The 25375-nt window shown below is 65.3% G+C and carries 26 protein-coding genes; 16 read left to right on the plus strand and 10 right to left on the minus strand.

Annotated elements, in window-relative coordinates:
- Positions 1-74: 74 nt before the first annotated feature.
- Entirely contained in the window at positions 75-1367 is a 1293-nt protein-coding gene (locus tag O3669_RS05630; protein ID WP_371523966.1) for an NUDIX domain-containing protein, read from the plus strand.
- 28 nt (positions 1368-1395) lie between these two features.
- Here the strand turns inward: O3669_RS05630 and O3669_RS05635 are convergent, their stop codons facing one another.
- The 9 genes from O3669_RS05635 to O3669_RS05675 form a co-directional block, all read right to left on the minus strand.
- Positions 1396-2022, minus strand: coding sequence for a septum formation family protein (locus tag O3669_RS05635; RefSeq protein ID WP_371523967.1), 627 nt, complete (start codon positions 2020-2022; stop codon positions 1396-1398).
- A gap of 166 nt (positions 2023-2188) precedes the next feature.
- Entirely contained in the window at positions 2189-2779 is a 591-nt protein-coding gene (locus O3669_RS05640; protein ID WP_314769526.1) for a septum formation family protein, read from the minus strand.
- 172 nt (positions 2780-2951) lie between these two features.
- A complete protein-coding gene (locus tag O3669_RS05645; protein WP_315283763.1) occupies positions 2952-3509 on the minus strand; it encodes a septum formation family protein in 558 nt (185 codons plus the stop codon).
- Between the two features lie 173 nt (positions 3510-3682).
- A complete protein-coding gene (locus O3669_RS05650; RefSeq protein WP_295918207.1) occupies positions 3683-4135 on the minus strand; it encodes a septum formation family protein in 453 nt (150 codons plus the stop codon).
- Between the two features lie 190 nt (positions 4136-4325).
- Positions 4326-4841 (minus strand): septum formation family protein, encoded by a 516-nt coding sequence (locus tag O3669_RS05655; protein ID WP_315283759.1) that lies wholly within the window; start codon positions 4839-4841, stop codon positions 4326-4328.
- 208 nt (positions 4842-5049) lie between these two features.
- Complete coding sequence (locus tag O3669_RS05660) at positions 5050-5505, minus strand: septum formation family protein (protein WP_315283757.1); 456 nt, start codon at positions 5503-5505, stop codon at positions 5050-5052.
- Between the two features lie 197 nt (positions 5506-5702).
- Positions 5703-6131 (minus strand): septum formation family protein, encoded by a 429-nt coding sequence (locus tag O3669_RS05665; protein ID WP_295918213.1) that lies wholly within the window; start codon positions 6129-6131, stop codon positions 5703-5705.
- Complete coding sequence (locus tag O3669_RS05670; RefSeq protein WP_315283755.1) at positions 6131-7195, minus strand: inorganic phosphate transporter; 1065 nt, start codon at positions 7193-7195, stop codon at positions 6131-6133. The genes O3669_RS05665 and O3669_RS05670 overlap by 1 nt, the downstream gene beginning before the upstream one ends.
- Before the next feature lie 3 nt (positions 7196-7198).
- Complete coding sequence (locus tag O3669_RS05675) at positions 7199-7831, minus strand: DUF47 domain-containing protein (RefSeq protein ID WP_371523970.1); 633 nt, start codon at positions 7829-7831, stop codon at positions 7199-7201.
- Between the two features lie 371 nt (positions 7832-8202).
- On the opposite strand from O3669_RS05675, the gene O3669_RS05680 reads away from it, so the two are divergent.
- From O3669_RS05680 to purL, 15 genes are all read left to right on the plus strand, one after another.
- Positions 8203-10041, plus strand: coding sequence for a phosphoenolpyruvate carboxykinase (GTP) (locus tag O3669_RS05680; RefSeq protein ID WP_314769520.1), 1839 nt, complete (start codon positions 8203-8205; stop codon positions 10039-10041).
- A gap of 839 nt (positions 10042-10880) precedes the next feature.
- Positions 10881-11321 (plus strand): hypothetical protein, encoded by a 441-nt coding sequence (locus O3669_RS05685; protein WP_371523971.1) that lies wholly within the window; start codon positions 10881-10883, stop codon positions 11319-11321.
- Positions 11322-11841: 520 nt separating this feature from the next.
- Positions 11842-12321 (plus strand): hypothetical protein, encoded by a 480-nt coding sequence (locus O3669_RS05690; protein WP_371523972.1) that lies wholly within the window; start codon positions 11842-11844, stop codon positions 12319-12321.
- 531 nt (positions 12322-12852) lie between these two features.
- Positions 12853-13332 (plus strand): hypothetical protein, encoded by a 480-nt coding sequence (locus O3669_RS05695; protein ID WP_371523973.1) that lies wholly within the window; start codon positions 12853-12855, stop codon positions 13330-13332.
- 193 nt (positions 13333-13525) lie between these two features.
- Positions 13526-14515, plus strand: a complete 990-nt coding sequence (locus O3669_RS05700; protein WP_295920441.1) for a MoxR family ATPase — start codon at positions 13526-13528, stop codon at positions 14513-14515.
- A 40-nt stretch (positions 14516-14555) separates the two neighbouring features.
- A complete protein-coding gene (locus O3669_RS05705; protein ID WP_295920443.1) occupies positions 14556-15449 on the plus strand; it encodes a DUF58 domain-containing protein in 894 nt (297 codons plus the stop codon).
- Positions 15439-15927 carry a hypothetical protein gene (locus tag O3669_RS05710; protein WP_295968802.1) on the plus strand — a complete coding sequence of 163 codons (489 nt, stop codon included), beginning with the start codon at positions 15439-15441 and terminating at the stop codon, positions 15925-15927. The genes O3669_RS05705 and O3669_RS05710 overlap by 11 nt, the downstream gene beginning before the upstream one ends.
- Positions 15924-16946, plus strand: coding sequence for a hypothetical protein (locus O3669_RS05715; RefSeq protein WP_295968804.1), 1023 nt, complete (start codon positions 15924-15926; stop codon positions 16944-16946). The genes O3669_RS05710 and O3669_RS05715 overlap by 4 nt, the downstream gene beginning before the upstream one ends.
- Before the next feature lies 1 nt (position 16947).
- Positions 16948-17979 (plus strand): vWA domain-containing protein, encoded by a 1032-nt coding sequence (locus tag O3669_RS05720; RefSeq protein WP_295920446.1) that lies wholly within the window; start codon positions 16948-16950, stop codon positions 17977-17979.
- Complete coding sequence (locus O3669_RS05725) at positions 17969-19159, plus strand: hypothetical protein (protein ID WP_371523974.1); 1191 nt, start codon at positions 17969-17971, stop codon at positions 19157-19159. Before O3669_RS05720 ends, O3669_RS05725 begins: the two co-directional genes overlap by 11 nt.
- Before the next feature lie 92 nt (positions 19160-19251).
- Complete coding sequence (purD, locus tag O3669_RS05730; RefSeq protein WP_295920448.1) at positions 19252-20586, plus strand: phosphoribosylamine--glycine ligase; 1335 nt, start codon at positions 19252-19254, stop codon at positions 20584-20586.
- Between the two features lie 22 nt (positions 20587-20608).
- The gene (locus O3669_RS05735) at positions 20609-21610 is read left to right on the plus strand and encodes a phosphoribosylaminoimidazolesuccinocarboxamide synthase (protein ID WP_314769142.1); all 1002 of its coding nucleotides are present in this window, start codon (positions 20609-20611) and stop codon (positions 21608-21610) included.
- A gap of 64 nt (positions 21611-21674) precedes the next feature.
- Positions 21675-21956 carry a phosphoribosylformylglycinamidine synthase subunit PurS gene (locus O3669_RS05740; protein ID WP_009054370.1) on the plus strand — a complete coding sequence of 94 codons (282 nt, stop codon included), beginning with the start codon at positions 21675-21677 and terminating at the stop codon, positions 21954-21956.
- Positions 21953-22660 carry a phosphoribosylformylglycinamidine synthase subunit PurQ gene (gene purQ / locus O3669_RS05745; RefSeq protein ID WP_371523975.1) on the plus strand — a complete coding sequence of 236 codons (708 nt, stop codon included), beginning with the start codon at positions 21953-21955 and terminating at the stop codon, positions 22658-22660. Before O3669_RS05740 ends, purQ begins: the two co-directional genes overlap by 4 nt.
- Positions 22661-22729: 69 nt before the next feature.
- Positions 22730-25087, plus strand: a complete 2358-nt coding sequence (purL, locus tag O3669_RS05750; RefSeq protein WP_371523976.1) for a phosphoribosylformylglycinamidine synthase subunit PurL — start codon at positions 22730-22732, stop codon at positions 25085-25087.
- A 75-nt stretch (positions 25088-25162) separates the two neighbouring features.
- Here the strand turns inward: purL and O3669_RS05755 are convergent.
- On the minus strand, positions 25163-25375 hold a 213-nt coding region (locus O3669_RS05755; protein ID WP_371523977.1), incomplete at its 5' end, for a hypothetical protein.

Genomic DNA, 25375 nt, shown 5'->3' on the forward strand with positions numbered 1-25375 from the left:
GAATCGGCCACGACCTCGTGAAGGTGGCGCGCCCATCAGGGCGAGGGCGGCGCGGGGCGGCTACCCTGGAACCTATGCGTCCGATGCCAGCCCCACGCCCCCAGCGACTCGTTCGCTCCGCGGGCGCGCTCGTCTGGCGCTTCGCTGACCCCACGCGCGTCGCCATCCCGGGCGAACCCATCGACCCCGCGGACATCGAAGTCCTCATGGTCCACCGCCCCCGCTACCACGACTGGTCCTGGCCCAAAGGAAAAGCCGAAAACGGTGAGCCCCTGGTGGCCGCCGCCGTGCGCGAAGTCGAAGAGGAAACCGGACACGTCATCACCCTGGGCGTGCCCCTGACCACCCAGCGCTACCGCCTGGGCGGCGGACAAACCAAGGAAGTCCACTACTGGGTGGGCACGCCCCTGCCCGCCGGCGACCCCTCCGCGCGCCTGCGTGCCCCCGTCGCCCGCGCGCCGCGCACCGAAATCGACCGAACCACGTGGGCCACCCCCGAGGCAGCCGCCGACATGCTTACCCGCCGAGGCGACCGCCGCCTCCTCGCCGACATCGTCGCCCGTGCCCGCGAAGGTCGCCTCGCCACCTCCGCGATCATCGTCCTGCGCCCCGGCGCCGCCGATGCTGCCCCCGCCGACGAGGCCTCCCCGTCCACAGCCGACAAGCCCGGAACCGCGCCCGGCGCGACCTCCGCCGGACGCCCCACGCCGGGCCCACGCGCCGCCGCTGCACCCACCGCGCCCGGCGCACCCGCACCTCGCCCCGCACCCACTCCCGCGATGGTCGCCTCAGCGGCAGCACGCAGGGCAGCGCAGGTGGAGAAAGCCTCGTCCCTGAAGGCCGAGGCGGCGGCGCGTCACGTCGACCCCCCGCTCGGGCGTTTCGGCGTGCGCCAGGCCTTCGACCTCATCGACCTGCTCAGTGCCTTCGGCGTGGACCGCGCGTTCGCGTCCCCGAGCGCCCGCGCCCGCCAGGTCCTGGCGCCGTGGGCCGCGGTCGGCGGCGGCTCGGTGACCCTCGTCGACGCGCTCGCTGCGCCCCTCCAGGACGAGGCCGGGGCGGACAAGGACGCCCAGGCGCGCGCCGGACGGGTGCGAGCCTTTGCCGCGCAGCGCCTACGCGAGAGCGCCGGTACAACCCTCGTGTCGGTCACGGGATACGCGCGCGACCTCATTATCGAAGAGCTGCGCGCCTACGGGTCGAGCGCTGTCGCGGGCTCGTCGCCCGCTGCTCTGAACCACAGTCAGATCCTGGTCGCCCACGTCGAACACAGCGCCGACGGGCTGGTTGTCGTCGCTGTCGAGACGCACAGCGTCACCACCAAAAACCCCGCCGTCCCGACGCGTAAAGCCTCCAAACGGCACTGAGTCGCGTCGCCATGCGCGTGATCTGGTGTCACATGCGGGAGTTCTTAACCGACTGATCCAGCGTGGCGCCATCATCAACGCCAACGTAACAGGCGATGGTGCGGTCACCGTTGGACCAGCTGCCCACGCTGGGATAGAGCCAGCCGAGGCTCAGCGATGAGCTGCCTAAGGGCGTCCCGACGTAGCGCTGAAAAGCTGCCGTACACTCTGCCTCAGCGGTGTCGCCGAGTTCGGTATCGGAGGGGCGGGTCTTATCGGTGACGGTGAAGGTGTGAATGACCTCGAAGTCATGCGTCTGGTTGCACGCCACGGTCTCCACGTCGTAATCACCGTCCTCCCAGTCCTGGAAGCACTGTCCGACCGACAGGTCAACCTGGTCGGTGCGGGTTTCAGTGGGGCGGTTGTTGCCGTTGGTGGTGCCACCCGGGTTAGCGGCACCGGTCGGATTGGTGTTGGGGGTGGGAGCGGCGCCCGTGGGGATGCCGAAGGGGTTGCCGCCGGAGCTTCCGCTACTGGAGGAACTGGATGATGAGGTGTGCTCCTCGGTGTCCTCATCGTCATCATCCTTGTCGAAAGGTAGGAACGAGCAGGCAGAGAGACTGAGAATAGCGACGCAGGCGCCGAAAGCGAGTGCGGGGCGGGCAAAGCGGGACATGATTCTCCTTGGGATGGCGGGCAACCCGGGGAGCTGCCTCGGTGGGGCGATCGTGGTGCCCAATGGCTCCATCGCTGTGCTGCAAGCAACTATAACAAGAGAAAAACCGGGCGGTAAAGATGTGGCGGCCCGGCATCAGCCGGACCGCCACGCGCGCGACCTGGTGTCACATGCGGGAGAGTTTCGCGGATGTGGTCAGCTTGTGGCCATCTTCGTTGTACAAGTAACACAGGAGGCTGTGGTACCCCTTGTTCCAGCTTTCCTCGCCGGGATAGAGGGGGCCGATCGAGAACGTGCTTTGATCAGCGGGGATACCGACGTAGGTCTCAAATGCAGCGGCGCACTGTTCATCAGCAGTCGCGGCCATCACCTCGGTGGCGGGACGTGTTGCGTCGGTGAACTCGGAAATATGGAAGACCTCAATATCGTGAGCCTGGTCGCAGCTCGCATGCAGCATATGGGTGTAATCATCACGCACATCGCTGTAGCAATGCCCGAGCAGCATGTCACCCCGGAAGACGCGGCTCCCGAAGGGCTGATCCTCAGTAGCGTTGGGGTTGGATGAGGCGCTGGCTGTGGGGGTGGTTGGGCCGCTCTCGGGGGTGTCGTTGGTCGACGAGCTGCTCGAGGATGCGGCAGGGGCCGGTGTCTCCTTGTTGTCAGACTTGTCAGCGCCGGGCAAGAATGAGCAGGCAGACAGGCTCAGTAAGGCGGCGCAGGCAGCCAGGGCGAGGGAGGGACGGGCAAAGCGGGACATGATTCTCCTTGGGATGGCGGGCAACCCGGGGAGCTGCCTCGGTGGGGGCGATCGTGGAACCCGCGGGCTCCATCGCTGCGCGTCTAACCACTATAACAAGAGAACAACCGAACGGTAAAAACGCGGCGGCCCGGCATCAGCCGGACCGCCACCACGGCGAGAAAGTCGCGAATCACATGCCGGTGTTCTTCACGGACTGACTCAGGGAGTCCTCCGTCAGCGGCACGGCGACGCAGGCGATGATGCGGTCGCCGTTGTCCCAGCTGTTCGAGCTCGGGAAGAACCAGGTCGTGTCCAGGGACGACTCGTCGTAGGGGGTTCCCACGTAGTCGGCGAATGCGGGGGTGCAGGCCTCGAAAGCCCTGTCGTTGAGCGTCTCGTAGTCGGGCAGCGTCGAATCCTCAATCGGCGCGACGAAGAACACCTCGCCCCAGTGCGGCGAGGAGCAGTCAACGGTCGTCAGGGGCGCGGAGGGGTCGGCCGGCTTCTGGACGCACTGTCCAACGCTCAGGTTGCTCACGTTAGTGCGGGCCTCGTCGGGAATGATGGAGGCGTCCTGGTCAGCGGGGGAGCCTGCGGTGGCCTCGGCGGGGGAGCCTGCGGTGGCCTCGGAGGAGGCGGACTCGGGCGAGGCGGTGGAGTCAGCCGTGGTGGCGGACGAGCAGGCGGACAGGCTCAGGATGGCCGCGCAGGCGGCGAATGTGAGGGCGGGGCGCAGAGCGTGGGACATGGTTCTCCTCGTGATGGTGGGATTGTGGCAGGGTGATGGGCCACGAGGCCGTGGCAGGCGCGTGGGCACCCGCCGATAAGCCGCGCCCACTATAGCAACAGGTGTGGGCGGCGGGCTGTGTGGCGGGGGATGTGCTCTGGGTGCTCGAGGAGTCGAGCGCGTGACAGGTGAGTTTACAGGCCGGAGTCTCGCACAGACGCGGTCAGCTGCTCGTCGTCGGTGCGCACGGCGATGCAGACGATCTCGCGGTCGCCCTTGGCCCAGGTCTGCTTGGTTGGCGACATTGCGGTGTAGTCCAGCGTGGTTTCCTCGGGGGAGGTGCCGACGTAGGCCTCGAAGGTCTCGTAGCAGGTGTTGTACACGAGTTCGTCCATCTCATCGCGCGAGGGCATCGTGTCATTCTTGAGCGTGGTAACGGAGTAGACCTCGCCCGTGTGTGCCTCGGTGCATTCGGTGGTGGCCACCGAGTTGACCTGGCTGTTGAGAGGAACGAGGAGGCACTGTCCCACCGCCAGTTCGGTGCTTTGCGTGCGGTTGTTGAACGGCATGCTGGAGCAGGCGGACAGCGCAAGGCCCATGATGGCGGCGGCGCCGAGGGCAATCGTGGGGCGCAGAACGCGGGACATGATTCTCCTTGAGGTGGCGGGAGCGGCCAGCGGTGGGATGACGAGGCCGTGGTAGGCGCGCGGGCACCGTCCGCGGCGCTTTGCCCACTATATAACAGAGGCGATACCGTGCGGTAAACGATCTCGTGCGCAACGCCCCAGTGGCGGTCCGGCCTGAGCCGAACCGCCACGAGCGCGCGTAGAAGCGGGGTCACATGTTGGAGTTCCTCGCGGAACCGGTGAGCTTACTGTCGTCCTTGGCGAAGAGGTAGCATTGCACCGTGTGGTCACCTTTTGCCCAGGTTTGTGAAAGGGGAAACGTCCAGTCGTAGTCCAACGTGGAATCCGCGACGGGCTTGCCGACGTAGTGCTCGAAGATCAGGCCGCAGACCTCGTCGCTCTCCTCGTTAAACTCGTCGTCGGACGGACGGTTCGTGCCTGCGAAGTCAAAAATATGAAAGTATTCCCCATCGTGAGGCTGGTTGCAGTCGACGCTGGTGACATCACTGTCCTCATCGGGCCCGAACTGGAAACACTCCCCGATGTGTTGCTGCGGGTGAGTAGCCGCACTCGCGGAGGCCGGCGGCGCTGCTGCTGACGACGCGGGTGCGGGCGTGCCTTGCGAGGGATTGGGGGATCCGGACTTCTGCTTGGAGCATGCGGACAGCCCCAGGCTCAGGATGGCGGCGGCGCCGAGGGCAATCGTGGGGCGCAGAACGCGGGACATAATTCTCCTTGAGGTGGCGGGAGCGGCCAGCGGTGGGATGACGAGGCCGTGGTAGGCGCGCGGGCACCGTCCGCGGCGCTTCGCCCACTATATAACAGAGGCGATACCGTGCGGTAAACGATCTCGTGCGCAACGCCCCAGTGGCGGTCCGGCCTGAGCCGAACCGCCACTGGGGCACGAGGTTGGTGCGCCTCGGCGTTGTGCAGGATTACTTGCCGGAGTTGCGCACGGACTCGGTCAGCTTCTCGTCGCCCGTGGGGACGGCGATGCAGACGATGTCGCGGTCGCCCTTGGACCAGGTCTGGCTGGTCGGGTACATCGCGGTGGCGTCCAGAGTGGTTTCCTCGGGGGAGGTGCCGACGTAGTCCTCGAAGGAGTCAAAGCAAGCTGCGGCGATGAGTTCGTCCATCTCGGAGCTGGAGGGCAGGGAGTCCTGGGTGATTGTGGAGATGAAGTAGACCTCGCCGGTGTGCTCTTCGGTGCACTCGGTGGTCACGACGCTGCCGACCTGAGAGCTATCCGGCACCTGGATGCACTGGCCGACCTTGAGGTCGGTGCTGTGCGTGGTGTTGCCGAAAGGCAGGTAGGAACAGGCGGACAGGGACACGCCCATGAGGAGGGTGCAAACGCCGAAGGCGATCGAACGGCGACGTGCGTGGGACATGATTCTCCTTGAAGCGATGGGATCAACGACCGGCTGGATGGGCGCGGCCGCGCTGGGGCGCGGACGGAAAGCCTGTCGACGTTGAACGCGCGCCTCGCACACTATAACAATCCGACTCTTACCCGGTAGAACAAATCGGGTGGTGCCTGGCTCACATGCCAGGCACCACCCGATGATGATCGGAGGTTCAACGGGCGCTACAGGCCCGAGTCCTTCACCGATTGCTTCAACTTGGAATGGTCCATCGCGAACGCCAGGCACACGATCGATCGATCGTTTTGTGCCCAGGAATCCTTGGTCGGAATCATCCAGGTGGCATCGAGGGTCGAGGACACGAAGCGCTTGCCAACGTAGGCCTCGAAGTTGGAGATGCACTGCTTTTCGGCGAATTTGTTCAGGGCTGACTCGCCGGGAAACTCTCCGTCCTCAGCGGAAGTTACGAAGAATACCTCAGCGTCGTGCTCGCTCGTGCAGCTGGTCGTCTCGATCGTGGTCGCGGTTTGTCCCTCCGGCCGGAGGATGCACTGGCCGACCTGCATGTGCATGACGGAGGTATCCGAACAAGCGGCGAGCGGGGCGGCGAGCGCCAGAGCCGCGACCAGACCGATCAGACGAGAGTGCTTCACTAGTGGACCCCCAGTGGCAGCGCCACGAGCAGGTACACGACGCCCGACACCAGGGCTGCGGCGGGTAGCGTCAGGAACCATGCGATGACGATGTTGCCCGCGACGCCCCATCGAACCGCCGAGAAACGCTTCGTGCAACCCACACCCATGATAGCCGTCGACACGACCTGCGTCGTCGAAATGGGGGCGTGAATGACGTAGGAGCACAGGTACAGGATCGAGGAGGACACGGCCTCGGCCGTGAAGCCACGAGCCGGATCCAGGTCGATGATCTTGCGGCCAATGGTGCGCATGATGCGCCCACCGCCGGCCATCGTGCCCAGCGAAATCGCCGCGGCGCCCGAGAGTTTCACCCACAGGGGCACGTTCATTTCGCCAGTGACGGGATTGAGGATGTTATGCGTCTCGCCGTAGCCGCCGGCCATCAGCGCCATGATGATGATGCCCATCGTCTTCTGCGCGTCCTGGATGCCGTGGCCCAGGGCCATGGCGGCCGAGGAGATGCGCTGGGCGGCACGGAAACGACGCATCGTGCGGTGGTACTGCGCGTTACGCAGCAGCCACAGGACGAGCTTCATGGCAATGTAGCCGATGACGAAGCCGATGATGGGGGAGGCGAACATCGGGATGATGACGTGGCTGACAATGCCTTCCCAGAACACCTTCGTACCGCTGAGGAGGCCCGCGCCGACCATGCCGCCGATGAGGGCGTGCGAAGAGGAAGAGGGCAGGCCGAACCACCAGGTGACCAGGTTCCAGATGCAGGCGCCCAGCAGGGCGGCCAGGATGATGACCAGGCCCTTTTGCTGCATGTCGGGCGAGGTGGATTCGGCGTAGCCGCTAATCTTAATGATGCCCGAACCGACGGTCTTGGCGACGCCGGTGCCCATCATGGCGCCGATGACGTTCATCGTCGCGGCCATGAGGAGTGCAGCGCGTGGAGTCCACGCGCGTGTCGACACCGAGGTCGCGATCGCGTTCGCTGCGTCGTGGAAGCCGTTCGTGTAGCTGAAGAACAATGCGACGGCGATGACGACACAGACGAGGATCAGATTGAGATCCACGGCTCAGGATTCCTTCAGTGCGAGGGACTCGATGACGTTAGCCAGTTCCTCGAAGGCATCAGCACAGGATTCGAGGCCCTGAACGATGTCCTTGAGCTTGATGATCGTGACCGGGTCCAGGCCCGAGTCGAACAGGGCGGTCAGGGTGCGGCGGTAGGCCAGGTCGCCCTCGTTCTCGAGGCGGTTGATCTCGATCCAGTAGTCGCGCAGGTCCACGGGGGACTTGAGCTTGGGCATGTTCTGCGCGGTCAGCTCGGCGCAGTTCTTGATGACCTCAATCTGCGTGTTGAGCAAGGAGACGAGGGAAGAGGGGATGTCGGCAATGCCGTAGACGACCAGGAGGTCGCCGGCTTCGTCGATGAAGTCGAGGCAGTCGTCCAGGTGGGAGGCCAGTGACTGCAGGTCTTCGCGGTCGAAAGGCGTGATGAACGAGGAGTTAATGCGCTGGACGATGTCGTGGTTCAGTTCGTCGCCGCGGTGCTCGACCTCGTGGAGCTGATCGCGCAGGGCGATGCGCTCTTCGGGGGAGGCGGCATAGATGTGCGTCAGGATCTCGACGGCCTGCTCAAGCTGGCGTGCCTGCGAGGTGAAGTCTTCAAAAAAGTCAGGGCCTTGGGTCTTGTTTCGGAATCCCATGGTGTCTTCGGTCCTTCCAATGGTGAACGGCACTGTTGTGCTACGAGTAATCGTCGGTCATGGGGTGGTGAGACTTCAAGTTCAGATGCGCTTTTGTTACCCCAATGGTGGTGTTCTATCTCACGGACTGACCTGTGAGGTGTGCTTCGGTCCCAACAACGAGGCCTGGGCGTGCTTTGGGGGCCTCGGAACCTCTTGTGAGTGGGCAGAAGGTCCCTGCAGACCGGGCGTCGTGTGACTCGTTCGACTACGATTGAGGTGTGACCGGGACCAAGCTCCCGCAAGCGCGGGTGTGGGGTCCGGCATGATTGTTTCTGTCAATCGGGGACGCAGATGCGGCCTCGACAATTCAAAATGCCTCAGGAGGCAAAATGTCCGTGACCGAACAGGACGTTCGTGCGGCGGCTCCGGCCAACGCTCCCGAAGATGTTGTCAAGTGGGTTGCTGAAATCGCTGAGCTGACCACCCCTGACGCCGTTGAGTTCTGCGACGGTTCCCAGGAAGAGTGGGATCGTCTGACCGCGCAGATGGTCGAGAGTGGCATGTTCACCAAGCTGAACGAGGAGAAGCGCCCCAACTCCTTCCTCGCTCGCTCGAAGCCGTCCGACGTTGCGCGTGTTGAGTCCCGTACCTTCATCTGCTGTGAGAAGGAAGAGGATGCGGGCCCGACCAACCACTGGGCCGACCCCAAGGAAATGAAGGCCACCCTGCACGAGAAGTTCACGGGTGCCATGAAGGGTCGCACCATGTACGTGGTTCCCTTCTCCATGGGTCCCCTGGGTGGCCCCATCTCCCAGCTCGGTGTTGAGATCACCGACTCTCCCTACGTCGTTGTCAACATGCGCATCATGACCCGCATGGGTGCTGCTGCCATGGACCTCATCAACGAGGGCCGCGTGTGGGTTCCCGCCGTCCACTCGGTCGGCGTGCCGCTCGAAGAGGGTCAGGAAGACGACAACTGGCCCTGCAACGACGAGAAGTACATCACCCACTTCCCCGAGACCAACGAGATCTGGTCCTTCGGTTCGGGCTACGGCGGCAACGCCCTGCTCGGCAAGAAGTGCTTCGCCCTGCGTATCGCCTCGACGATGGCCCGCCGCGACGGCTGGATGGCCGAGCACATGCTCGTCCTGCGCCTGACTCGCGAGTCCACCGGCCAGCAGTTCCACGTCACCGCCGCCTTCCCGTCGGCCTGTGGCAAGACCAACCTCGCCATGCTCCAGCCCACGATCCCCGGCTACAAGGTCGAGACCGTCGGCGACGACATCGCGTGGATGCGCCCGGGCCCGGATGGTCGCCTGCGCGCCATCAACCCCGAGGCCGGCTTCTTCGGCGTCGCCCCCGGCACCTCCTACAAGACCAACCCCATGGCCATGGAGACCGGCAAGGCCAACTCCATCTTCACGAACGTCGCCCTGACCGACGACGGTGACGTGTGGTGGGAAGGCATCGACGGCGACGTTCCGGCGCACCTGATCGACTGGCACGGCAACGACTGGACCCCCGAGTCCGGCGAGAAGGCTGCTCACCCGAACAGCCGCTTCACCGTTCCCGCCTCGCAGTGCCCGATCATCTGCCCCGACTGGGAAGCCCCCGAGGGTGTCCCGGTTGACGCCGTCCTCTTCGGTGGCCGCCGCGCCACCAACGTCCCGCTGGTTGCCGAGCAGTACGAGCCCGCCCACGGCGTGTTCATCGGCGCCTCCGTGGCCTCCGAGGTCACCGCCGCTGCGACCGACGTCAAGGCCGGCTCGCTGCGTCACGACCCCTTCGCCATGCTGCCCTTCTGCGGCTACAACATGGCCGACTACTGGGGCCACTGGCTGGAGATGCAGGACAAGCTCGGCGAGGGCTTCCCGAAGGTCTACCAGGTCAACTGGTTCCGTAAGGACGAAGACGGCAACTTCATGTGGCCCGGCTACGGCGACAACTCCCGCGTCCTGGACTGGATCGTTCGCCGCGCCGCCGGCGAGGTCGAGGCCATTGACGGTGTGACCGGCCGCTACCCGAAGTTCGAGGACTTCAACCTCGACGGCCTGGACATTGACGAGGCCGTCTGGGCGAAGCTCTTCGCGATCGATCCCGACGCCTGGGCCGCCGAGATGGACGACACCGAGGAGTACTTCTCGCAGTTCGGCGACAAGCTCCCCGCCGCCATCACCGAGCAGCTGGCCAAGTTCCGCGCGCGCATCGCCGCCGCGAAGCAGGCCTGATCCGCACGGATTGAGGGTGGGCCCCGGAGGAAACTCCGGGGCCCACCCCTTTTTCTGCGTGGCTGGGGCTGGGTGAACGGGCTCTTCGCATTTAAGGGTGTAGGAGGTGTCGGATTGGGCCGGAGTGGGCCGGAGTGTAGGTGGTGGCGTGGGCGGCGTGCCCATCCTGCCGCCAGTAGGGCCCAGCTGCGCATGGAGGGGTGCGGCGGTGAGTGGTTCGGCGTGCCAGTTCCGCGTTTGTTCTTGTTTGTTGGGGCACTGCACCCGATCCGTAGGCAATGCACCTCTTCTGTTCGGGTGCACCGCCACGTAACGGGTGCACCGCTACGTAACGGGTGCAGTGCCCCCGTGCTTGTGGTGGCTGTCGGGGTTGTGGGGGTCTTCTGGGCTTGGGCTGTCTTCCGCTTGGGCTGTCTTCTGGGCTTCAGTTGTCTTCCGCTTGGGGTCTTTGAGGCGCCTCATGTTGTGGTTCCTCAAAAATGTCGCACGTAATTCCCCGACATGTATTTCAAACATTGAAATCACATCGTTGGAATTCTGCGGTTTTCTCGATACCTATGAAAAGTTAGGGTACCCAAATTACGTGCGAGTTTTGGTTATTGAGGCGCCCGAGGCGAGCTCCTGTGTTCGGTCGTCGTCCCACGACACTGTCCACGATCCCCGGGACGCTTCGAACACCACCCCCACACCCCAAAATGCGAAGAGCCGGTGAACGCCTCATTTCCGTCGTGGACCTGCGCCAGCGACGCTAGCGTGGCGCTGTGAAAGCCTCTTCTGTCATTTCCTGTCATCTGGTAGGCTCGAACCATCACAATCATGCCTGTCAATGAGGAGTCGTCATGGGTGCCGAGAATGTTCCTGCGAACATGGAAGTCAACTACTACAAGTGGAAGAGCTGGATCGCAGCCCTGCGTGAGGGTGACGATTGCGTGGCAGTGAAGTTAGAGAACGCCGCCCAAGAATTGCAGAAAAATGTGGATGTTCAGACGGAGGGCAAGTGGGGCGTGGAGGCGGGGCCTGTGGCCTTTCAGGCGCGCTACACGTCCTACCTGACCCAGGAGATCACCGCGCTGAATGCGATGGCTGCCAATGTTCGCGAATTTGCAAAGGCGTTAGATAAAGCTGTCAAGGATCTTGAGGCTGGGGATGAGGATGCGCAGGCGAACCTGGAGGCGACCCTTAAAACTATCCCGTCCTCGTATGTCTCTGAGGAGATGAAGGCGATCTGGGAAGGGGATACGACCGGGTCGCCTCAGATTCCGCCAGATCTGGACTTCTGACGCTTGGCGCGTGTGCCGTTGTCTGTGTTGGATCTGAGGGAGGATGAATGTGATGGTGTTGCGGGGACGTTGTCGTCGTGTCGTGGCCCGGTGGGTGGCGTGTGTGGTTGTGGTTGGCGCGTGTGTGGTGGGTGTGGGGGTGCCTGCGTCGGTTGGTGATCCGCTTCCCACCCCTAGTGTTCCTGTTGCTGCTTCGCCCGAGACGCCTGTGTTGCCTGGTCATGTCGTGACGATCAGTGTGATGGTGGATCCGACCATAATTAAGACTCCTGATGGGACGTATCAGTGGTCCATCCATATGAGGATGGCTTTCTTCGGTGAGAAAAGTCAGGGAGAGAAGTTCGCGCAGGAGGAGTGTCAGTTTCTGGCTGATACGTTTTGGTCGGGTAGTGCCCCGGACTATTTCGTAAAGGCTGAGTCGAGGGGTGTTTTTTGCAATCTTGATGCGTATTATTTGGGGGAGGCTCGTCACGCGTTTTATTCCCTGGATGAGGCGGGACATGTGCAGGTGCGTGCCCCTATGACGTATCTGACCCAGATTGCTGATTCGTTTGAGGACGCGAGCATCACAGAGCTCCAAGTAGAGTTCACCTCGATTAATAACGCCCATTGCAATGCCGAGCCCTGGCTAGCGAGCTTGGATCATCCCCTCCCTGCCGGTCACTGGTCTTATTGTCAGTGGTGGCCTGACAAGGGCGACACTGTGCCGACGACGGATGAGCCGCTCCTGGAAGGCGACGTTGAGCAGGCGTTCTTTGATTTCGAGCGGGGCACCGTCGGACCCTTCATCGATTTGCCCGCCCCCATCAATCCCTTCACCATCACACCCACGCCCTCGCAGGCCGAGGAGCCAGCCTCGGGCGCCGCCACTGAGGCCGCCGCTTCCGAGTCCTCGTCTGCTTCTTCGCGTGGCCTCGTCATTGCCGTGGGTGCGGGTGCCATGCTGCTCCTCCTGGCCGTGGCGGTGGGAATCACCTGGGCGCGGCGCCGCACGAGCTAACACACCCATCACAGCGCCCTAACCAACGCACACCCCCCGTCTGACCTACCAATCGAAGGAGTAGTAGCAGTGGCAACGATGTTGAAGGTCCGCGTGGCCCGGTGGGTGGCGTGTGTGGTTGTGGTTGGCGCGTGTGTGGTGGGTGTGGGGGTGCCTGCGTCGGTTGGTGATCCGCTTCCCACGCCTAGTGTTCCTGTTGCTGCTTCGCCCGAGACACCTGTGTTGCCCGGTCATGGCGTGACGATCCGTGTGGTGGTGAAGCCGAACACAATTAAGACTCCTGATGGGACGTATCAGTGGTCCATCCAGATGGGGATGGCTTTCTACGGCATGTGGAGCCAAGGTAAGGTGATTACGAAGGAGGAGTGTCAGTTTCTGGCTGATACGTTTTGGTCGGGTAGTGCCCCGGACTATTTCGTAAAGGTCGAGTCGGTGAGTATTTTTTGTGACCTGGATGCGTATTATTTGGGGGAGGCTCGTCACGCGTTTTATTCCCTGGATGAGGCGGGACATGTGCAGGTGCGTGCCCCTATGACGTATCTGACCCAGATCGTTGATTCGTTTGAGGACGCGAGCATCACAGAGCTCCAAGTAGAGTTCACCTCGATCAATAACGCCCACTGCAATGCCGAGCCCTGGCTGGCGCACTTGGATGCTCCTCTCCCTGTTGGTCACTGGTCTTATTGTCAGTGGAGGCCTGACAAGGGCGACACTGTGCCGACGACGGATGAGCCGCTCCTGGAAGGCGACGTTGAGCAGGCGTTCTTTGATTTCGAGCGGGGCACCGTCGGGCCCTTCATCGATTTGCCCGCACCCATCAACCCCTTCACCATCACACCCACGCCCTCGCAGGCCGAGGAGCCAGCCTCGGGTGCCACCACTGAGGCCGCCGCTTCCGAGTCCTCGTCTGCTTCTTCGCGCGGCCTCGTCATCGCCGTGGGCGTGGGAGCCGCGCTCCTCCTCCTGGCCGCCGCGGCGGGAATCACCTGGGCGCGGCGTCGCACAAGCTGAAACGTGGCGCATCGGCCGGAGTCAGCCGACGGTCGACGAGCCTGACATGCCGGCGTGTTCACGCGTCGTCACAAGGCCGAAACCCCAGCCACGGCCTCGTACCTGGCAAACCTAAAACTGACCAGATTGCGTGCGAGTACGGCGGGCGGGCTACACTGGAACAGCATCCGACCGCGCACGCAAGGAGAACCCCGTGCCCAACTACTTGACGGACGACGAGCTGGCACACGCCAAGAGCCTGCTCGATCGCATGACCACCATCTTTCAGCACACCGTCGTCGGCCAGGATGGCCTGCGTCGTGCGCTGACAGCCTCGCTGCTCGCCGGCGGCCACGTCCTGGTCGAATCCGTGCCCGGCCTGGCAAAGACGACGGCCGCACAGACCCTGGCGTCCGCAGTGTCCGGTAGCTTCCACCGCATCCAGTGCACCCCCGATCTGATGCCCAACGACATCGTCGGCTCCCAGATCTGGAACCAGGAACGCGGCGAAATGGTCACCCAGCTGGGCCCCGTACACGCGAACATGGTGCTCCTGGACGAGATCAACCGCTCCTCCGCCAAGACCCAGTCCGCCATGCTCGAAGCCATGCAGGAACGCCAGACCACCATCGGCGGCGTCAACCACAAGCTGCCCAACCCCTTCATGGTCATGGCCACCCAGAACCCCATCGAAGAAGAGGGCACCTACGTGCTGCCCGAGGCGCAGATGGACCGATTCCTCCTCAAGGAGGTCATCACCTACCCGACGCCCGTCGAAGAGCTCGAGGTTCTCACCCGCATCGACTCCGGCCAGATGACAACCATCTCCGATGTCGACCCGATCAGCCTCGACGACGTTCGTGTCCTCCAGGACGCGCGCCGCCGCGTCTTCATCCACGAGACCCTCAAGGCCTACATCGTCGACATCGTCAACACCACCCGAGGAGCCGGCCCCAACCCGCTGCCCGGCTGGAAGAAGCACGTGCGCGTGGGCGCCTCCCCGCGTGGCGGTATCGCGTTCATGCAGATCGCCCAGGCCCTGGCCCTCATGGCGGGACGCAACCACGTCATGCCCGACGACATCAAGGAAATGCGCTACGGCATCCTGCGCCACCGCATCATCCGCACCTTCGACGCCATGGCCGATAACGTCTCCATCGAAGGCCTCATCGACGCCGTCTTCAAAGCGGTTCCCGTTCCGTAAAGAACACCGGTTCCACGCCACGACTCTCTAGAGGAACGCAATGCCTGTACGCTCGCGCGAGATCCACGCGCTCTCCACCCGCATCCAGTTGCCCGTCATGCGCAAACTGCTGTCCATCATGGACGGGCAGCACTCCGCCCTGCGGCAGGGACGCGGATGGGAGTTCATGGACCTGGCCCCCTATCAGCCGGGAGACGACGTACGTGAAATCGACTGGGCGGCCACGGCACGCACCGGTTCACCCATCATCAAGCGTCACGAAGCCACGGCGAACCTACAGGTCATGCTCGTCGTCGACACGGGACGCGAGATGGGCGCGCTCGCCCCGTCGGGAGAGACGAAGGAAGAGATCGCCCTCGCGGCCTGCGAGGCCATCGCCTGGCTGAGCGTTGCCCGCGGAGACCAGATCGGCCTCGTCGCCGGTGACGACGAGCGCGTGCGCTTCATGCCCGCCCGCTCCGGTAACGCGCACGCCGAAACGGTGCTGCGCCGCATCGAGGAAGACATCACGCTCGCCTCCCCGCATGCGAACGTCCCCAAGCTCCTCGCCCGAGTCAGGACAGTCACGCGCCGACGCAGCCTCATCGTGATCGTCACCGACAGCACCCAGCCGACGGCGACGCGCGAAACGGATGACCTCATTAAGTCCCTGTCCGTGCGTCACCAGGTCATCCTCATCAGCATCGAAGACATCGACCCGACCACCCTCGAGAAGGGCACGGAGGTCGTCGACGTCAACGAGGGACCTTTGCCGGACTTCCTGCTGCGCGACTCGCAGCTGGCGGGGGAGGCCGCCAACGTCGTGGCGATGCGCCGGGCCGCAGTCAAACAGTTGCTCGATCAGAGGGGAGTCATCCACGTGGACGTGTCCTCCAGCGAGGAGATCCCCCACGCGCTCATGCGCGCTCTCGAAAGGGGAGCACATGTCCGGTGATATCAAAGACGACCTGTATACCCCCGTCATTTACCCGCACTGGATGTGGGTCCTCGGAGTGGCACTCCTCGTGGCGGTCATCGGCTGGGTTCTCTTCTGCCTGTGGCGCTGGTGGACGTCCCGCGTCGGCGAGGTGACGGAGCTGCACACCATCACGGATGCGCGACGCAAGAAGTACTTGGTCTACGTCGATCAGATCGCGGATCGCTACGCGGACGGTGACCTGGATGCCCGCGGGGTCCACCTGGCGCTGGCCGGCCTCATGCGCGCGCTCGGCACGGAACGCACCGGGCGTGACCTCGAGGTCGCCACGGTCAGCGAAGTGCGCGCGCTCGTTCCCGTCTGGCCGGGCCTGGCAAACGTGCTCGCGGCGTGCGAGGTTTCCAGCTTCGCGGGGGAGAACATTCCGGATGGGCAGCCCTCGCACGATGCCGTGACGCGCGCCCTGACCATGGCTGTTGAGGCGGTGAACGCATGAGGTTTTGGTGGTTGATCCCGCTCGTCCTGCTCGTGGTGGTGGGCGCCACTGTCCTCGGATGGTGGCTGGCACGCCGGGCGGGCCAGCGCGCAGGTAAGAAGGGTTGGGTTGCCAACTCGGGTTTCGTACGAGGCCTGCCCAAGTATCAGGCTCTCGTGCGGCGCACGCGCGCATCCTTGGCAATGGCGTTCGTGTGTTTCCTCATCGCGGTCATCGCGACCTCCGTGTCGGCGAGTGCGCCCGTGGACCGCTACGTCAAGTACGACAAGTCCGCGAGTCGCGATATCGTGCTGTGCCTGGACGCCTCCCCTTCGATGCTTCCCTACGACTCGGAGATCGGCGACGCCTTCAAGCAGATCATCTCCCACTTTGAGGGAGAACGAATTTCCTTGCAGCTGTGGAACGCCTACTCGATGACGATGTTCCCGCTCACCGATGACTACGAGATGGCCGACGACGTGCTCACCGAAATGGCGGGTGTGATCGACCGGGGCTTCTCGACGACGCCCGACGGTTACGCCCATGCCACGCCGGAACTGTACGAGTACCTGGAGCCGACGCTGGCCGCGCGGGACGAGGAACGCGCCTCTCTGGTCGGCGACGGGCTGGCCTCGTGCGTCATGGGCTTCGACCACACGGACAAGCAGCGTTCGCGCACGATTCTGCTGGCCACCGATAACGAGGTATTCGGCAGCGGCTACTACAACCTGCAGCAGGCCATTGCCTTCGCGAAGAGCCAGAACGTGACCGTCACGGCGCTGTATCCCGGCTCTATGACGACCCTGTCGAGCGAGGGCGAGGATCTGCGCAATCAGGTGAAGTCGACGGGCGGCGACTTCTATGATGCGTCGTCTCCCGCATCCGTCGATTCGGTTGTTAAGCAGATCGAGGCCGAACAGAAGGAAGACTTGGATGCCAAGGGCAAGCTGATCGAAACTGATCGTCCGCGCGCCGCCCTGGGCTGGACACTGGTCGGTGTCGTGTCCCTGCTCGGCCTGCTTGCCTTCGGGAGGCTCTGACATGGTTTTTCATCCCGTTATTCACCCGGCGCTTCTCGTCATCATCGTCCTGGTGGCGGCAGCCTTCGTGGTTGTGTCCGCCCGGCGCTCCGTGCGCACGAGCCTGATGGATGTCATCAGGCGTTCCCTGATCGTCGTGATGGTTGCCGTCATGGGCGCGGGGCCCTCCATTCCCGGCAAGGCCGTCGAGGTGACCTCGAGCCTCGAGGTGTACTACGTCATCGACCGCACCGGATCGATGGGCGCCGAGGACTGGGACGGGGACAATCCCCGCATCGACGGCGTGCGCAGCGACGTCGGCATCCTCATGAACTCTCTCACCGGGTCACGCTTCTCGATCCTGTCGTGGGACTCGAACGTGCACGTTGGTATGCCCCTGACGACCGACGCCTCCGCGGTCCAGTCGTACATGGCCACGTTCACGCAGGAGCTATCTTCCTCCTCGCAGGGCTCGTCCCCCCACCGCCCCGCCCAGGAGCTGGCCAAGCTGCTGAAGAAGAACAAGGAACGCCACCCGAACAATATTCGCGCGGTCTTCATCTTCTCCGATGGTGAGACGTCGAACGAGGGCCACTGGTCGACTGCTCCCATGGGGTCCGAATCGGATTGGGACGCCGTCAAGCCCTACGTCGACGGCGGCCTGGTCATCGGCTACGGCACTGAGGAAGGCGGCAAGATGAAGATCCAGCGCCTGGCTGGCGCCGAGGAACAGAGCGGCAGCGACGGATACATTCATGACAAGTCGCAGCCGGGTGACCCCGTCGCCATCTCCCACATTGACGAGGCCGCGCTGAACAATATCGCGTCGCGTCTCGGCATTGACTACGTGCACTCACCCGACAAGGCCGCGATCGAGTCGCACGCACAGTCACTACTCGAACGAGCAACGACGATCGCCGAAGAACGCAACATGCGGTCCACGTACCGCTACATCATTTGGCCGGTCGCCCTCATCCTCGGAGGACTCCTGGCGTGGGAGGGCGCAAACCTGGCGCGGCGCGCACAACAGTTGAGGAATTCCCATGCAATCTAACAACCCTGCACGCGAAGACGACCTCCTGCCTTTCGGTGCCCCCCAAGCAGATGCCACCGACCCCGCGGTGCGTGCCAAGCTGGCCTCGGCCTCGGGCAAACCCCAGCGCTCCCCGCGCGCGCTGCGCCCCCTGTGGTACTCGATCCCCTTCCTGGTGATCGCGCTGGCGATCTCCGCGTACCTGATCGGAATCACCCTGTGGTCACGCTCGTCGCTGGGACACTGGACGAACGAGGAGTACCCCGCCGCTCAGGCCGGGTACGAGGGGCAAAAGTCGTGGACCTCCTCCGGCGTCGAGCAGTGGGTCGCACACTACAACCTGGGTACGACGCTCGTGAGCCAGGACTCGATCGACGAGGGCGTGGCTGAGCTGCGTACCGCCTACGACATGGTCCCCAAGGCCATCGAGGTCCAGCCCGGGCGCCTGGAGCCCTTCTCCTACGAGTGTCGCGTGCGCGTGAACCTCGGTCTGGGCATTGAAATCCAGGGCGATGCGAAGGACTCAGCCGGTGCGTACGGCGAGGCCTACGACCTGTACCAGGAGTCCGAAGACATGGTGGCTCCCTGCCAGAGCGCCAACCAGAGCCAGTCGAACAACCAGGGTCAGTCCGGCAACCAGGGCCAGTCCGGCAACCAGGGCCAGTCTGGTAACCAGGGTCAGTCCGGCAACCAGGGTCAGTCCGGCAACCAGGGTCAGTCTGGCAACCAGGGTCAGTCCGGCGGCCAGGGTCAGTCCGGCGGCCAGGGCCACAATGGTGAGCAGGGTCAGTCCGGCAACCAGGGCCAGGGTGGCCAGACTAACCACGCCGACGAGAACAAGAGTCGCGTCCAGAAGAAGAAGCAGAACGCCGACAAGAAGAATCGTGGCGAAGACCCGAACGACCCGAACAAGGGCAACAACGGCGGCAACGGCGGCAACGACCCGAGCAACGGCGGCAACGACCCGAATAAGGGCAACAACGGCGGCAACGGCGGTAACGACCCGAGCAAGGGCAACAACCCGGGCAACCAGCCGACCACGCAGCCCGGCTCGACCCCCACGCCTGACCCCTACGAGGGCGAAAGCGAGGAGGAGCGCAAACGCCGACAGGGCCTGGAGGGGCAAAACACCAAGCGTGATCGCGATCGACGTGAACACGACGACCAGCAGCGCAGCGGTAACCCGAACGGCGGCTGGTGACACGCGCGTCCACGTCTCATTACCGCTGTGACGTGCACCCATAAAATCCCATGTCGGCCTGCCAGGCCGTCAAAGACCGATAGGCTGGAATCGTGAAGGTCCTTCTCGTTGGTAACGGGGGTCGCGAACACGCGATCGCCCGAGCGCTTGTGCGAACGTCTACCCCCGAGCAGCCCGTGAAGCTTGTCGTCCAGGCCGGTAACCCGGCGCTGGAGCAGCTGGGCCGCTCCCTCACCATGGATCCGATGGATCCGAAGGATGTCGTGCGACGCGCGACATCCGAGAAGGTCGACCTCGTGGTCGTCGGCCCGGAGGCCCCGCTCGTCGCGGGCGTCGCCGATGCCGTGCTGGACTACGGGATCCCCGTGTTCGGCCCGACGAAGGACGCAGCGCGACTCGAGGCCTCCAAGTCTTTCGCGAAGCAGGTCATGGCCGACGCCGGCGTGGCTACCGCCCGCGCCTTCACCTGCACCACCATGGACCAGGTCGAGGCCGCATTCGACGATCTGGGTGCGCCCTACGTCGTCAAGGACGACGCCCTGGCCGCCGGCAAGGGAGTCGTCGTGACCTCCGACCGCGCCCAGGCCTCGAAACACGCGCGTGCCTGCCTGGCCCGCGACGGGGGAGCGGTCGTCATCGAGGACTACCTCGATGGACCCGAGGTCTCCCTCTTCTGCTTCGCCGACGGCACCACCGTCGTGCCCCTCCAGCCCGCCCAGGACTTCAAGCGCGTGGGCGACGGCAACGAGGGCCCCAACACGGGCGGCATGGGTGCCTACAGCCCCCTGCCATGGCTGCCCGAGGAAGCCACGCAGCGCATCGTCACCGAGGTCGCCCAGCCCGTCGTCGCCGAAATGGCCCGACGCGGTACCCCCTTCCGTGGCCTCCTGTACTGCGGCCTCGCGATGACCTCGAAGGGCATCCGCGTCGTCGAGTTCAACGTGCGTTTTGGTGACCCGGAGACTCAGGCGGTCCTCGAGCGCCTCGACTCCCCGCTGGCCCCCATCCTGTATGCGGCCGCCACCGGCACCCTGGCCAAGATCCCCGCCCCCGTGTGGAGCGAGGACGCTGCCGTCACTGTCGTCATGGCGTCGGGCGGCTACCCGGGCCCCACGGACACCGGGCACGAGATCACCGGCATTGAGGCGGCTGAGCAGCTCGATGGAGTCCACGTCATCCACGCCGGCACCTCCCAGGAAATCACCGACGACCCCGCCGACGTCGCGGCCGGCTGCTGCGGCTTCGAACCCACCTACGCGCTGGTGAACTCCGGCGGCCGAGTCCTCGACGTTGTCGCCCGCGCGGCCACCCTCGACGAGGCCCGGGCACTCGCCTACCGGGGCGTCGACCTCATCCACTTTGACGGCGAGCACCATCGCAGCGACATCGCGACGTGGCCCGCCGACTTGGTCGTCACCCTCGACTGATCCCACGACACTGAGGAGCATCATGCCCGCCTCCCTGCACGGTTGGACCCCCCTGAGCTCGGGGAAGGTTCGCGACATCTACGCTCCCGACGAGGCCGTGGTTGGCCCCGCGCAGGAAACGACGCCCGCCGAGGGCCGCCCCCGCCACGCGAAGGTGGGCCCGGAGGCGCTCCTCATGGTGACGTCGGATCGCATCAGCGCCTACGACTACGTGCTGCCGACCGAGATCCGCGGCAAGGGCGCGGTCCTCAACCAGCTGGCGATCTGGTGGATGGGCAAGCTGCGTCCCCTCGTGGAAAACCACCTGCTGGCCGTGGGCACGAAGGTGCCGGCCGAGGCCTCGAGCGCCCTGGAGGGTGCTCCGGCCACGCGCTTCACGGTTCCCGCCGAGGTCGACGCGCGCGCGGTCGTGTGCCGCAGCCTGTACATGATCCCGATTGAGTGCGTCGTGCGCGGCTACCTGACCGGCTCGGGCTTGGCTGAGTACCGCGAGTCCGGCACCGTGTGCGGCATCAAGCTCCCCGAAGGCCTGACCGAGGCCTCGCGCCTGGAGGAGCCGATTTTCACCCCGGCCGCGAAGGCCGAGCTGGGCGAGCACGACGAGAACATCACCTTCGAGCAGACCGTCGAACGCATCGGCGAGGAGTACGCGACCGCGATCCGTGACCTCTCGCTCGCCCTGTACCGCCGGGCGCGCGACATCGCCGCCGAGCGGGGCATCATCATCGCGGACACCAAGTTCGAGTTCGGTATCGACGTGGCGACCGGCGCGATTGTGCTTGCGGACGAGATCCTCACGCCGGACTCTTCGCGATTCTGGCCGGCCGACAAGTGGGTTGAGGGCCAGGTGACGCCGAGCTTCGACAAGCAGTACGTGCGCGACTGGCTCACCTCGGACGAATCCGGGTGGGACCGCACCTCGGGCGAGAACCCGCCCGCTCTGCCCGACTCCGTGGCCGCCGCGACCGCCGCGCGCTACGTCGAGGCCTACCGCCGACTCACCGGGTCGGACCCCATCCTGTAAACAGACTTGCCCGCCGGGCAAGATGCGCGGCGGGATCCTCACCAACAACACAAGGAGGAACGCCGTGGGGCGAATCATCGTGGAAGTGATGCCGAAGCCGGAGATCCTGGATCCCCAGGGTAAGGCTGTCGGTTCGGCGCTGCCCAGGCTTGGAATCACGAGCTTCGAGGCCGTGCGCCAGGGTAAGTGCTTCCACCTGAGCGTGGACGGTCCCGTTACCGACGAGCTCCTGGACCAGGCCCGCAAGGCCGCCGAAGAGGTCCTGTCCAACCCGATCATTGAGGACGTCGTGCGCGTCGAGGCCATCGACGAGGCCGACGCTCGTTACGCGGGAGGCGTGCAGTGACCCGCGTCGGAGTCGTCACCTTCCCCGGTACCCTCGACGACCGCGACGCCGCCCGCGCGGTTGAGATCGCCGGAGCCGAGGCCGTGTCCCTGTGGCACAAGGACGCCGACCTGCACGGCGTCGACGCGGTCGTCATCCCCGGCGGCTTCTCCTACGGCGACTACCTGCGCTGCGGCGCGATCGCGGCGACCGCTCCCGTCATGAGCGAAATCGTGCGCGAAGCCGAACGAGGCCTGCCCGTCCTGGGCATCTGCAACGGCTTCCAGGTCCTGTGCGAGTCGCACCTGCTGCCCGGCGCGCTCATCCGCAACGACCACCAGAAGTTCCTGTGCCGCGACCAGGTGCTGCGCATCGAGAACGCGGACACCGCGTGGACGCGCGCCTACAGCACCGGCGACACCATCACGGTTCCCCTCAAGAACGGCGAAGGCAACTTCCAGGCGTCCCCCGCCGAGCTCGAACGGCTCGAGGGCGAAGGCCGCGTCGTGTTCCGCTACGTCGACTTCAACCCCAACGGAAGCGCCAACGACATCGCGGGCGTCACCAACGCATCGGGCAACGTCGTCGGCCTCATGCCCCACCCCGAGCACGCGACCGAGGTCGGCTTCGGCCCGCTCTCCCTCGGACCCGACGGCGCCAGCCACCACGGCGGCACCGACGGCCTGGGCATCTTCCACTCCGTCCTCGCATCCCTCGTCGGCTGACGACGCCACCGCGCCCTCACCCGTGAGGGAGCCCCGGCCTCGTCCATGATCTTTCGAATGGAAACACGAATGACCTCCGAAAATACCCGCGAGCTGCCCGACACCGTCGAGAACGCCGCCGCGACCCCCGGCCAGGACATGCCCTGGAAGGAACTCGGCCTCAAAGAGGACGAATACCAGCGCATCTGTGACATCCTCGGGCGCCGACCCACGAACGCCGAGCTCGCCATGTACTCCGTCATGTGGTCCGAGCACTGCTCCTACAAGTCCTCCAAGAAGCACCTCGCCGAGCAGTTCGGCGCGCGCACGACCGACGCCATGAGGAAGAACCTCCTTGTCGGCATGGGCCAGAACGCCGGCGTCGTCGACATCGGCGGCGGCTGGGCCGTCACCTTCAAGGTGGAGTCTCACAACCACCCGTCCTTCGTCGAGCCCTACCAGGGCGCGGCCACCGGCGTGGGCGGCATCGTCCGCGACATCATCTCCATGGGTGCGCGTCCGATCGCCGTCATGGATCAGCTGCGCTTCGGTGCCGTCGACCACCCCGACACGGCGCGCGTCGTCCACGGCGTCGTCTCGGGCGTCGGCGGCTACGGCAACTGCCTGGGCCTGCCCAACATCGGCGGCGAAACCGAGTTCGACCCGTCCTACCAGGGCAACCCCCTCGTCAACGCGCTGTGCATCGGCAAGCTGCGCCACGACGACATCCACCTGGCCAACGCGACCGGCGAAGGCAACCTCGTCGTCCTCTTCGGCGCCCGCACCGGCGGCGACGGCATCGGCGGCGCTTCCATCCTCGCCTCCGAGACCTTCGAAGACGGCATGCCCGCCAAGCGCCCCTCCGTCCAGGTGGGCGACCCCTTCATGGAGAAGGTCCTCATCGAGTGCTGCCTCGACCTGTTCGAGGCCGACGTCGTCCAGGGCATCCAGGACCTCGGCGCAGCGGGCATCTCGTGCGCGACCTCCGAGCTGGCCTCCAACGGCGACTCCGGCATGCACGTGGACCTCGAGAACGTGCTCCTGCGCGACCCCACGCTCACCGCGGGCGAGATCCTCATGAGCGAGTCCCAGGAACGCATGATGGCGATCGTGACCCCGCAGGATCGCGAGCGTTTCTTCGAGATCATCGACAAGTGGGACGTCGAGGCCGCTGTCATCGGTCACCTGACCGGCGACGGACGCCTCACGATCGACCACCACGGACACCGCATCGTCGACGTCGACCCGAAGACCGTCGCCCACGAGGGCCCCGTCTACGACCGCCCCTACGCGCGCCCCGCGTGGCAGGACGAACTGCAGGCCGCCACCTCCGAGTCGCTTGCCCGTCCCGCAACGCGCGAGGAACTCATCGCCGACGTGCGCGCCGTGCTCTCCGACGTCAACCAGGCCTCCAAGGCGTGGGTCACCGACCAGTACGACCGCTACGTGCAGGGCAACACCGCCCTCGCCCAGCCCGACGACGCGGGCGTCATCCGCATCGACGAGGCCACCGGCCTGGGTGTCGCGCTCTCCACGGACGCGAACGGCTGGTACACCAAGCTCGACCCTGCAGCGGGAGCCCGCCAGGCCCTCGCCGAGTCCTACCGCAACGTCGCCGTCGTCGGCGCCGAACCCGTCGCCATCACGGACTGCCTGAACTTCGGCAACCCCGAAGACACGGACGCCATGTGGCAGCTGGTGACCGCCATGACCGCGCTCGCGGACGGCTGCATCGAGCTCGAGATCCCCGTGACCGGCGGCAACGTGTCGCTGTACAACTCGTCCGGCACCGAGAAGGGCCTGCCGAACTCGTCGATCAACCCGACGCCCGTCATCGGCATGCTCGGCATCCTCCCCGACGTCACGCGCGCCAACCCCTCCGGCTTCACCGAAGAGGGCCTCGCCGTCATCCTCCTGGGCACCACCCGCGAGGAGTTCGACGGGTCCGCGTGGGCGCGCATCGCCCGCTCGCACCTCGGTGGCCTGCCGCCCGAGGTCGACCTGAAGGCCGAGGTCGCCCTCGGTAACGTCGTGCGCGCGCTGAGCGCCGCCGACGGCCCCGACGGCCGGCCCCTCGTGCGCGCCGCACACGACCTGTCCAACGGCGGCCTCGTGCAGTCCCTCGTGGACTCCGCGTTGCGCTTCGGCATCGGCGGGACCTTCGACGTCGCCAGCGCCGCGCGCCGCGACTGCGTCGGCGACCACGAGATGCTCCTGTCCGAGTCCCAGGCCCGCGCCTTCGTCGCGGTGCCCGAGGCGGCCGTCAAGGCCGTGTTCGCGGCCGCCGAGGCCGAGGGTGTGGACGCCGTGCGTATCGGCACGACGGGCGGCGACATGCTCGCGATCAGCGGCGTGGACCTGCTCGCCGCCGAAGGCGAGGGCTGCGGCTGGATCGCCTCGATCGACGAGCTGCGTGAGCTGAGCGAGACGGGACGCAAGCACTTCTGAGGTGCCATCTGTGAGTAGCTGTGGCTGAGCCTGTCTGACTTGGCTGGCCGGGCTGGTGCGGCTGAGCCGGTGCGTCTAGGGGGCGCGGGCCTGCGGGCCCGCGCCCCTGTGCTGTGTTTCTTGTGGAGCCGCGTGGTGTGCTGTCAGGCCGGGCTGCTGGTTGTGCCCGTGGGCGGCGGCCCGCCCGCGAGCCGTCCGCGCCGCGAGCTTCGCTCGGCGCGTCGCCTCGAAGCCCGGCCAGGCCCCGCCACCGCCCACGGGCACCGCAGCCAGGCCCTCCGGTACCCT

Origin of the sequence: Pauljensenia sp. 20925_1_34 (genome assembly GCF_041432775.1) — a bacterium.
Taxonomy (GTDB): Bacteria; Actinomycetota; Actinomycetes; order Actinomycetales; family Actinomycetaceae; genus Pauljensenia.

Bases quoted from the DNA above. Each gene is read 5' to 3' on its own strand.
- O3669_RS05630 (WP_371523966.1), top strand. From the start codon at position 75: ATGCGTCCGATGCCAGCCCCACGCCCCCAGCGACTCGTTCGCTCCGCG.
- O3669_RS05635 (WP_371523967.1), bottom strand. From the start codon at position 2,022: ATGTCCCGCTTTGCCCGCCCCGCACTCGCTTTCGGCGCCTGCGTCGCT.
- O3669_RS05640 (WP_314769526.1), bottom strand. From the start codon at position 2,779: ATGTCCCGCTTTGCCCGTCCCTCCCTCGCCCTGGCTGCCTGCGCCGCC.
- O3669_RS05645 (WP_315283763.1), bottom strand. From the start codon at position 3,509: ATGTCCCACGCTCTGCGCCCCGCCCTCACATTCGCCGCCTGCGCGGCC.
- O3669_RS05650 (WP_295918207.1), bottom strand. From the start codon at position 4,135: ATGTCCCGCGTTCTGCGCCCCACGATTGCCCTCGGCGCCGCCGCCATC.
- O3669_RS05655 (WP_315283759.1), bottom strand. From the start codon at position 4,841: ATGTCCCGCGTTCTGCGCCCCACGATTGCCCTCGGCGCCGCCGCCATC.
- O3669_RS05660 (WP_315283757.1), bottom strand. From the start codon at position 5,505: ATGTCCCACGCACGTCGCCGTTCGATCGCCTTCGGCGTTTGCACCCTC.
- O3669_RS05675 (WP_371523970.1), bottom strand. From the start codon at position 7,831: ATGGGATTCCGAAACAAGACCCAAGGCCCTGACTTTTTTGAAGACTTC.
- O3669_RS05680 (WP_314769520.1), top strand. From the start codon at position 8,203: ATGTCCGTGACCGAACAGGACGTTCGTGCGGCGGCTCCGGCCAACGCT.
- O3669_RS05685 (WP_371523971.1), top strand. From the start codon at position 10,881: ATGGGTGCCGAGAATGTTCCTGCGAACATGGAAGTCAACTACTACAAG.
- O3669_RS05690 (WP_371523972.1), top strand. From the start codon at position 11,842: ATGACGTATCTGACCCAGATTGCTGATTCGTTTGAGGACGCGAGCATC.
- O3669_RS05695 (WP_371523973.1), top strand. From the start codon at position 12,853: ATGACGTATCTGACCCAGATCGTTGATTCGTTTGAGGACGCGAGCATC.
- O3669_RS05705 (WP_295920443.1), top strand. From the start codon at position 14,556: ATGCCTGTACGCTCGCGCGAGATCCACGCGCTCTCCACCCGCATCCAG.
- O3669_RS05710 (WP_295968802.1), top strand. From the start codon at position 15,439: ATGTCCGGTGATATCAAAGACGACCTGTATACCCCCGTCATTTACCCG.
- O3669_RS05715 (WP_295968804.1), top strand. From the start codon at position 15,924: ATGAGGTTTTGGTGGTTGATCCCGCTCGTCCTGCTCGTGGTGGTGGGC.
- O3669_RS05720 (WP_295920446.1), top strand. From the start codon at position 16,948: ATGGTTTTTCATCCCGTTATTCACCCGGCGCTTCTCGTCATCATCGTC.
- O3669_RS05725 (WP_371523974.1), top strand. From the start codon at position 17,969: ATGCAATCTAACAACCCTGCACGCGAAGACGACCTCCTGCCTTTCGGT.
- O3669_RS05735 (WP_314769142.1), top strand. From the start codon at position 20,609: ATGCCCGCCTCCCTGCACGGTTGGACCCCCCTGAGCTCGGGGAAGGTT.
- purL (WP_371523976.1), top strand. From the start codon at position 22,730: ATGACCTCCGAAAATACCCGCGAGCTGCCCGACACCGTCGAGAACGCC.